This window comes from Paraburkholderia sp. C35 (genome assembly GCF_003121405.1).
In the GTDB taxonomy this organism is placed as follows: Bacteria; Pseudomonadota; Gammaproteobacteria; order Burkholderiales; family Burkholderiaceae; genus Paraburkholderia.
Genome location: NZ_QBUY01000012.1, coordinates 127,726 through 134,716, shown reverse-complemented (window position 1 = coordinate 134,716; position 6,991 = coordinate 127,726). Strand labels below are relative to the sequence as shown.

8 protein-coding genes are annotated in these 6,991 nt (G+C 62.5%); 1 reads left to right on the top strand and 7 read right to left on the bottom strand.

Going from position 1 to position 6,991, the window contains the following annotated elements; translation table 11 throughout:
* Window positions 1-178: 178 nt before the first annotated feature.
* Window positions 179-1,420, bottom strand: coding sequence for an NAD(P)/FAD-dependent oxidoreductase (locus DK391_RS10930; RefSeq protein ID WP_109478017.1), 1,242 nt, complete (start codon window positions 1,418-1,420; stop codon window positions 179-181).
* 145 nt (window positions 1,421-1,565) lie between these two features.
* On the opposite strand from DK391_RS10930, the gene DK391_RS10925 reads away from it, so the two are divergent.
* On the top strand, window positions 1,566-2,294 hold the full coding sequence (locus tag DK391_RS10925) for a class I SAM-dependent methyltransferase (RefSeq protein WP_109478016.1): 729 nt from the start codon (window positions 1,566-1,568) through the stop codon (window positions 2,292-2,294).
* A gap of 54 nt (window positions 2,295-2,348) precedes the next feature.
* Here the strand turns inward: DK391_RS10925 and DK391_RS10920 are convergent, their stop codons facing one another.
* The 6 genes from DK391_RS10920 to DK391_RS10895 form a co-directional block, all read right to left on the bottom strand.
* A complete protein-coding gene (locus tag DK391_RS10920) occupies window positions 2,349-2,780 on the bottom strand; it encodes an excinuclease ABC subunit A (protein WP_109478015.1) in 432 nt (143 codons plus the stop codon).
* A 25-nt stretch (window positions 2,781-2,805) separates the two neighbouring features.
* Window positions 2,806-3,234, bottom strand: coding sequence for a hypothetical protein (locus DK391_RS10915; protein WP_109478014.1), 429 nt, complete (start codon window positions 3,232-3,234; stop codon window positions 2,806-2,808).
* Window positions 3,235-3,325: 91 nt separating this feature from the next.
* Entirely contained in the window at window positions 3,326-4,561 is a 1,236-nt protein-coding gene (locus DK391_RS10910; RefSeq protein ID WP_109478013.1) for a beta-ketoacyl synthase N-terminal-like domain-containing protein, read from the bottom strand.
* Entirely contained in the window at window positions 4,558-5,784 is a 1,227-nt protein-coding gene (locus DK391_RS10905) for a beta-ketoacyl-ACP synthase (protein WP_109478012.1), read from the bottom strand. Before DK391_RS10905 ends, DK391_RS10910 begins: the two co-directional genes overlap by 4 nt.
* A complete protein-coding gene (locus DK391_RS10900) occupies window positions 5,784-6,509 on the bottom strand; it encodes a 3-ketoacyl-ACP reductase FabG2 (protein WP_109478011.1) in 726 nt (241 codons plus the stop codon). Before DK391_RS10900 ends, DK391_RS10905 begins: the two co-directional genes overlap by 1 nt.
* Window positions 6,506-6,988 (bottom strand): hotdog family protein, encoded by a 483-nt coding sequence (locus tag DK391_RS10895; RefSeq protein ID WP_109478010.1) that lies wholly within the window; start codon window positions 6,986-6,988, stop codon window positions 6,506-6,508. Before DK391_RS10895 ends, DK391_RS10900 begins: the two co-directional genes overlap by 4 nt.
* Window positions 6,989-6,991 lie beyond the last annotated feature (3 nt).

The following is a 6,991-nucleotide window of genomic DNA, read 5'->3' as shown; positions in this document are numbered from 1 at the left end:
GCAGTGACCGGAGTGGGTGGTGTTAGCCCGCTTTCTTTTGCCTACTTTTCTTTGCGGCGGCAAAGAAAAGTAGGTGCCGCCCCGCACAGGGGCAACACTAGCAAACCACTAACAAAAAGCGGATGCCAGCGAAAAATCGCACCGCGTCAGCGAGAAGAAAAACCCATCAAACCAACCCCTACCCCCTACAAACCTCATGCAGAGCATTCAACCGCCGCCCAGGCTCTGCGACATAAGGATTACTCTCATCCCACGCATACCCAGCCAGCACAGCGCTGATCATGCGCCGGATCATCGCCGTCTGCTGCGGATAAAAAATGATGTCCTGCAACTCACCGGAATACCACCGTTCAACAAAAGCACGAAACGTATCGATCCCCTTCCGCAAAGGCATGTCATAAGCCGACTGCCAGTCAACATCCTCGCCATTCAACACACGCAGCAGCGTCCCAACCGCCAGATGCGCCGACCGCAAAGCAATCGTCACCCCTGACGAAAACACGGGATCAAGAACCTCCCCCGCATTGCCGAGCAACGCAAACCCCGGCCCATGCAACCGCTCGACATTCGCTGAATACCCGCCAATATGCCGCACAGGCATCAAGAACGGCGCCTGCCCGATCAGGCGATTCAAAGTCGGCTCACTCTGAATCAACACACGCAACTTCGCTTCGCGCTCAACCTCAGGCACATCGAGAAACGCCGCCTCAGCCACACACCCCACCGAAGACCGGCCATTGGCCAACGGAATCATCCAGTACCACACATCGCGATGCTCGGGCTGCACCGCCACCGTGATCTTGTTGCGATCGTGCGCTTCAACAGGAATCCCATCGCGCACATGCGTGAAAATCGCTGCCCGCGTCGGCATGCGCGTCGGTGCTTCCAGATTCAGCAGGCGCGGCAGCACGCGGCCAAACCCACTCGCGTCGAGCACAAAACGCGCGTGCGCCTGATACGCATTGCCCGCTTCGTCCGTCACGTCGAGCACGGGCGCATCGCCCGTTTTCATCGCGTTGACGGTGTGACCAAAACGCACGTCGGCGCCCTGCTCTGCTGCGCAGCGGATCAGCAGATCGTCGAACACAGCACGCTCGACCTGATACGTCGTGCCCCAGCCAGCCGAATGCTTGTCGCGGAAGTCGTAGGCCGACGCCTTGTCGCGATACACGAAATGCGCGCCGTTCTTGTACTGAAAGCCCGCTTCGACCACGGCCTGCAACATGCCCGCTTCTTCGAGGTAAGCCATGCTCTGCGGCAACAGACTCTCGCCTATCGAGAAGCGCGGAAAGTGCTGGCGCTCGAGCACCAGAACGGAACGCCCCGCCTTGCGCAACAGCGCCGCGGCCACCGCACCCGACGGCCCCGCTCCGATAATCGCCACATCCACCGATGCGTTCATCGACGAATCCCTATTCATTGATCTTCCTTCAATTAGCGTATTGCGCACGCAACGCTTTTCATCCTTACCAGCGATTACAATGTCGCACAATCATCCACATCAAAAACGATCCAAAGACCACCATTCAGCGGGGAATAACGTGCAGTCCACCGAATCGTCCAGCATGCTGGATAACGTGCCCTTCGTACCGGAAACGGCCTTCGGCGTCTGGTTCCTGCGCACCCACACGTGGGAGCATCATGTCCTGCGCGTCGCCATCGACGATCTCAAGCGCCTGATCGACACGCCGCTGCCCGCTGCACCCACCATCGTCGATGTCGGCTGCGGACAAGGCATTTCTTTCCGCCTGCTCGCGCAAGCGTTCAAGCCAGCGCGCATAACCGGCATCGATTTTCATGCGCCATCGCTCGATCTGGCGAAGCAGGCCGCACGTGCCTGCCGTCAGCATGACGACACCCGCGCTACCGAAATCGACGTGCTGCATGGCGATTGCGCCAATCTGCCCTTGCCCGATGCCAGCGCCGACATCGTGTTCTGTCATCAAACCTTCCATCATCTCGTCGAGCAGGAACGCGCACTCGCCGAGTTCCGCCGCGTGCTGAAACCGGGCGGCGTGCTGCTGTTCGCCGAATCGACGGATGCGTATATCAAGTCGTGGGTGATCCGCCTGCTGTTCCGTCACCCGATGCATGTGCAAAAGAGCGCAGACGGCTATCTCGACATGATCCGTCAAGGCGGCTTCACTTTCGGCACGCACAACGTTTCGCTGCCTTACCTGTGGTGGAGCCGCGCGAAAGATTTCGGCCTGCTCGAACGCCTGCGCCTCTATACGCCGAAGCCCGGCAAGCGCCGCGAAACGCTGGTGAACGTCGCGGCAGTCAAGACAGACTGAGCGAAGGGACAGCAGTTTCGCAACACGAACTGCTGCCCCGCCGGCGCCGAAGCGTTACTTCTTCAACGTCACCACGTCGCCCTTCAACGCGACACCAGCAATCACCGCGCCCGCTCCGCAGGTGAACTCCGTTGCGCTTTCGCGCACTTCGTTCTTGTAGTTGCTCTTGATGTTGATGACGGCATTGCCGCCTTCCTTGCGCGCGCGATCCTGAAGCTCGATCACAGCCGACAGGAACACGTGCTGGCAAGCCGTTTCATCGCTCTTGCCGAACGCGTTGGTCTTCTTGTTGGTCGCGAACTCGCCAAAGCTCTTCACGACGACAGGATGCTTCTGACCCGCAAAATACAGCGGAATATCGTCGCCAACCTTGCCCGGCTCGCTGACTAGCGCGGGCGTGACGGGATAGTTTTCGACACTGTCGCGCGCAAATGCGTGCGATGCGAGACATGCGACGACAGCTGCACAGATCAGGTGACGCTTCATCGTTATTACCCTCGTGGTGAAAGACTTATTGTGTTTCGAGCATCACGACGTCGCCGCGCACGGCAAGCGTCGACCCGTTCAGGCTGGCGCCGCAGGTGAATTCCGCAGGCGACACCGATTCGTTGTGCTGGAAGCGCGTTCTCACGTTGATGACGGCGTTCGCGTGCTGCGCGCGCGCATAGTCGCGCAGCTCCTGCACGGCCTTTTCCAGTGCGATGCTGCAATTGGCCTCAGGCGTGATCTCCACCTTGCGCGGCACGCGCACCGCGAACTCCTTGTTGCCGAGCGACTGCTTCACGGGCGCATGCCCCTGGTCGCCGAAGTACAGCGCAACGTCCTGCCCGTTTTGTGTCTGGATCGCGGCCGGCATCGGCAGCGAGTGGACCTTTGTCGAGCAACCGGCTTGCGTGAGCACGACGGCGGTCACCAGTCCCAGTGCGATTTTCGTTTTCATTGTTTCGACTTCCCTTTTTCTGATTGTTTATTCTTCGAACTGCTTTTTGCTTTTTGGCTATTCGCCTGTGATTGCACCCGACAGGCAGCGGTTAAATCCTTTGAAACATCAGGCTCGCACAACTACCGCCAAAACCGAACGACACCGACAACGCATGGTCGATGCGCGCTTCCCGTGTGGTCTGCACGAGCGGCATGGTCTGCGCGAGAGGTTCGAGTTGTTCGATGCCGGTCGTCCCCGCGATAAAGCCGTCGCGCATCATCAGCAGCGTGTAGATCGCTTCGTGCGCGCCGCATGCGCCGAGTGGATGCCCAGTGAGTCCTTTGGTCGACGAAAATGGCGGCACGTGTGCGCCGAATACCGTTTGCAGCGCGTGCAACTCTTCAACGTCGCCGAGTGGCGTTGACGGCGCGTGCGCATTCACATAATCGGGACGCGCGCCCGCTTCGTCGAGCGCCATCTGCATGGCACGCGCGATACCCGGCGCGTGCGGCGTCACCATGCCGGCTCCATCGGTGCTCTGGCCGAAGCCCGTCAACTCGGCATAGATGCGAGCGCCGCGCGCAAGCGCATGATCGAGCGCTTCGAGTACCAGCACGCCGCCCCCCGACGCAATCACGAAGCCATCGCGTGCTGTGTCGTAAGGACGCGATGCATGAAGAGGCGTGTCGTTGAACCGGCGCGACAGCGCGTGCATCGCATCGAACATCAGCGTCATGTTGTCGTGCAGGCATTCGCTGCCACCCGCCAGCACGATCTGCTGACGCCCCGTCTGGATCAGTTGCATCGCCTGACCGAGCGCGAGCGCCGAGGTCGTGCACGCCGACGACGGCGAATACGTAATGCCTTCGATGCCAAATGCCTGTGCGACATTCGCCGACGCCGTGCTGCTCATCGCCTGCGGCACGGTATAGGGCGGCGTCTTGTCGACGCCGCGCGTGTTCGCGACGGCCATCGCCGCGTCGTACGCCGACATCGTGCCGACGCCCGAGCCGATCACCACGCCCACATCCGGCGAACGCAACGCTGCCGCATCGAGACCGGCATCGTCGATAGCCTTGCGTGCCGCGTGGCACGCAAAACGCGCAGTGTCGCCCATGAAACGTTCCAGCTTGCGATCAAACGGCGTCTCGCCGTCCACCGTCGCCACGCCCGCGACCTGTGTGCCAAAGCCGCGTTCGCGCCACGCGTCGACGTGCGTAATGCCGCTGCGCCCGGCGCGCAGCGCGGCGCTCACGTCATCGAGCGTATTGCCGATGCACGACACGATGCCCATGCCCGTGACGACCACACGCTGCAAACTGCGCGAACCTGCCGGACGGCTCATCGAACGCGCCTGAAAATCAGCGACGTGTTGATGCCGCCAAACGCAAAGTTGTTGCTCATCACATACTCGGCGTCGATGTGGCGCCCTTCGCCCTTGATGTAATCGAGCGGCGCGCAAGCGGGATCGACGTCCGTCAGATTGAGCGTCGGCGCGTACCAGTTGCGCTTCATCATCTCGATGGTCCACCACGCTTCGAGCGCGCCGCATGCGCCGAGCGTGTGGCCGACATAGCTTTTCAGCGACGAAATCGGCATGCGCTCGCCGAAGGTCTGCGCAGTAGCCTCGCTCTCGGCGATGTCGCCGCGATCCGTCGATGTGCCGTGCGCGTTCACGTACGCAATCGCCTTCGCGTCGAGCTTCGCGTCTTCGAGTGCGAGCTGCATCGCGCGCGCCATCGTCGATGCCGTCGGTTGCGTCATGTGCGCGCCGTCCGAATTGCAGCGGAAGCCCACGATCTCCGCGTGAATCGTCGCGCCGCGCGCCATCGCATGTTCGTATTCTTCGAGCACGAGCGTCGCCGCGCCTTCGCCGACCACGAGACCGTCGCGCTTCGCATCGAACGGACGCGGCGTGAGTTGCGGCTCATCGTTGCGCGTGCTGGTCGCATAGAGCGTATCGAACACGGCGACGGCCGGCCCCGACAGTTCTTCCGCGCCGCCTGCGAGCATCAGCGTCTGCTTGCCCGTCGCAATGGCCTCGTACGCGTAGCCCACGGCCTGGCTACCCGATGCGCACGCCGACGAAGTCGGGATGATGCGGCCTTTCAGATCCCAGAACAGGCTCACGTTGACGGCCGTCGTGTGCGGCATCATCTGCACGTAGCTGTTCGACGTGACGTTGGACATCGAACCCGTTTCGAGCATCGTGCCGAACGCGCGGATCGGCTCGACGGAACCCGACGACGAGCCGTACGCGACGCCCATGCGGCCATCCCTGATCGACTCATCTTCGGCAAGGCCGGCGTCGGCGAGCGCGAGTTCGCTTGCGCGCACCGCATACATCGACACTGTGCCCATCGAACGCGTCTTCTTGCGCGGCCAGCCGGCGGGTTGTTCGAACGCGGGCAGCGGCGCCGCAAGCCGCGTGTGCAGCGATTCGAAGTAATCCCACTCCGGCATGCGCCGCACCGCGTTGCGCCCCGCCTTCAACGCTGCCTCGATCTCGTCCCAGCGGCTGCCGAGTGCCGTGACGCCGCCCATGCCCGTAATGACGACGCGCTTCATCAGATCATCCCGCCATTGACGCCGATCACCTGGCGCGTCACATACGAGGCGGCATCCGACATCAGGAAGCTGACCACCGCCGCCACTTCGGCCGGTTGACCGACACGGTTCATCGGCACGGTTTTCAATGCGTGATCGAGCGGCAACTCGTCGAGCATGCCCGTTTCGATCAGCCCTGGCGCCACACAGTTGACCGTGATGCTGCGCGACGCAAGCTCGACGGCAAGCGCCTTGGTCGCGCCGATCAGGCCCGCCTTCGCCGCGCTGTAGTTGACCTGTCCGCGATTGCCCATCACGCCCGACACCGACGCGATCGTGACGATGCGCCCGCCCTTCTTCGCACGCACCATCGGCATGGTGAGCGGATGCACGACGTTGTAGAACGCGTCGAGACCGGTTTCGATCACGATGTCCCAGTCTTCATCGGTGAGCGCGGGAAAGGCTGCGTCGCGCGTCACGCCCGCGCTGCACACGATGCCGTAGTACGGACCATGCGCAGCAACGTCGGCTTCCAGCACTTCACGCACCGTCGCGCGTTCGCGCACGTCGAACTGCAGCACGCGCGCCGAGCCGCCCTGCGCGGCAATCCCGGCCGTGACGGCCTCGGCTTCCGTGCGGCCCGTGCGGCAATGCACGGACACGGCAAAGCCATCGGCGGCCAGTTGATATGCAATCGCGCGGCCAATGCCGCGGCTGGCGCCCGTAACCAGTACTCGCCGGCTCATGAACTGATACTCCCTTCGATGAACGTCTGAAAATCGCCCGGTTGAAAGACCTTGATGACGGCGTCCGCGCAACGCGTGCCGTCATGGTCGATGGTGCATTCGTAGGCGCTGTGGCCTTCGTCGCTGCGCAGCACTTCCTGCACGTTGATGATCAGTTGCGCGTCGCGCGCGAACGCGCTCACATGCGCCTTGTAGCTGCGCGTGCCGAGCAGCACACCGGGCCGCGCACGGCCGCCCGCGCGCATCGCCAGCAGCGCGACATGCGCGGCCACGCCCTGCGCCATCAATTCGATGCCGATCCATGCGGGCATCGCGCCGTTGTCGTCGGCATACCAGGCGTCGCTGCGCACGGCTGCGTGAGCGGTCAGCGATTCATCGCCGCATGCGCTCACGCCCTCGACGAGCAGCATCGTGCCGCGATGCGGCAGGATCGTGTCGATCGGCGGAAAAGCTTCTCTGGTCTCAGGTGTGGCCGTCATGTC

Bases quoted from the DNA above. Each gene is read 5' to 3' on its own strand.
- DK391_RS10920 (WP_109478015.1), bottom strand. From the start codon at position 2,780: ATGAAGCGTCACCTGATCTGTGCAGCTGTCGTCGCATGTCTCGCATCG.
- DK391_RS10895 (WP_109478010.1), bottom strand. From the start codon at position 6,988: ATGACGGCCACACCTGAGACCAGAGAAGCTTTTCCGCCGATCGACACG.
- DK391_RS10900 (WP_109478011.1), bottom strand. From the start codon at position 6,509: ATGAGCCGGCGAGTACTGGTTACGGGCGCCAGCCGCGGCATTGGCCGC.
- DK391_RS10915 (WP_109478014.1), bottom strand. From the start codon at position 3,234: ATGAAAACGAAAATCGCACTGGGACTGGTGACCGCCGTCGTGCTCACG.
- DK391_RS10905 (WP_109478012.1), bottom strand. From the start codon at position 5,784: ATGAAGCGCGTCGTCATTACGGGCATGGGCGGCGTCACGGCACTCGGC.
- DK391_RS10910 (WP_109478013.1), bottom strand. From the start codon at position 4,561: ATGAGCCGTCCGGCAGGTTCGCGCAGTTTGCAGCGTGTGGTCGTCACG.
- DK391_RS10930 (WP_109478017.1), bottom strand. From the start codon at position 1,420: ATGAATAGGGATTCGTCGATGAACGCATCGGTGGATGTGGCGATTATC.
- DK391_RS10925 (WP_109478016.1), top strand. From the start codon at position 1,566: ATGCTGGATAACGTGCCCTTCGTACCGGAAACGGCCTTCGGCGTCTGG.